This window comes from Rhodosalinus sediminis, assembly GCF_003385555.1.
GTDB classification, from domain to species: Bacteria; Pseudomonadota; Alphaproteobacteria; order Rhodobacterales; family Rhodobacteraceae; genus Rhodosalinus; species Rhodosalinus sediminis.
This window is the reverse complement of record NZ_QOHR01000108.1, coordinates 1-379: the sequence shown is the minus strand read 5'-3', so window position 1 is coordinate 379 and position 379 is coordinate 1. Positions and strand designations below refer to the sequence as shown.

Annotated in this window: 1 protein-coding gene; it reads right to left on the bottom strand. The window is 72.3% G+C overall.

From position 1 onward, the window contains the following. The coding region (locus DRV84_RS15305; protein ID WP_239995112.1) for a phage portal protein at positions 1-346 on the bottom strand (346 nt) is incomplete at its 3' end. Between the last annotated feature and the right edge of the window lie 33 nt (positions 347-379).

Here is a 379-nt window from a genome sequence, read left to right as displayed (position 1 = left end):
GGCGCGGCCGCATCCGCACAAAGCACTCGCCGGCGACGAACATCTCGCGCGCGACCATGGCCTGCAGCCCGTAGAAGTCGGTCAGCCCGTCGGCGTCGGCCTCATCCGTCCACGCCAGCCAGAGCCGCTGGACGCGGTCGCGCTGCTCCGCGTCGTCGATCAATGACGAGGGCTTGATGCCGTCGCCCACGAGGTTGGCGGCGAAGGCCTCACAGGCATTTGCGGCGTAGCCGTTGGTGACCACCAGCTCGCGCGCCCGCGCCAGCAGCTTCGGCCCACCCGAGGCGACCAGCGCGTTGACGTTTTCCAGCGGCGGGTTCCAGCCCCGCAGCCGCCGCCGGGACATCGCGCCCTCGAGGCGCGCGCGCAGTCCGGAGGG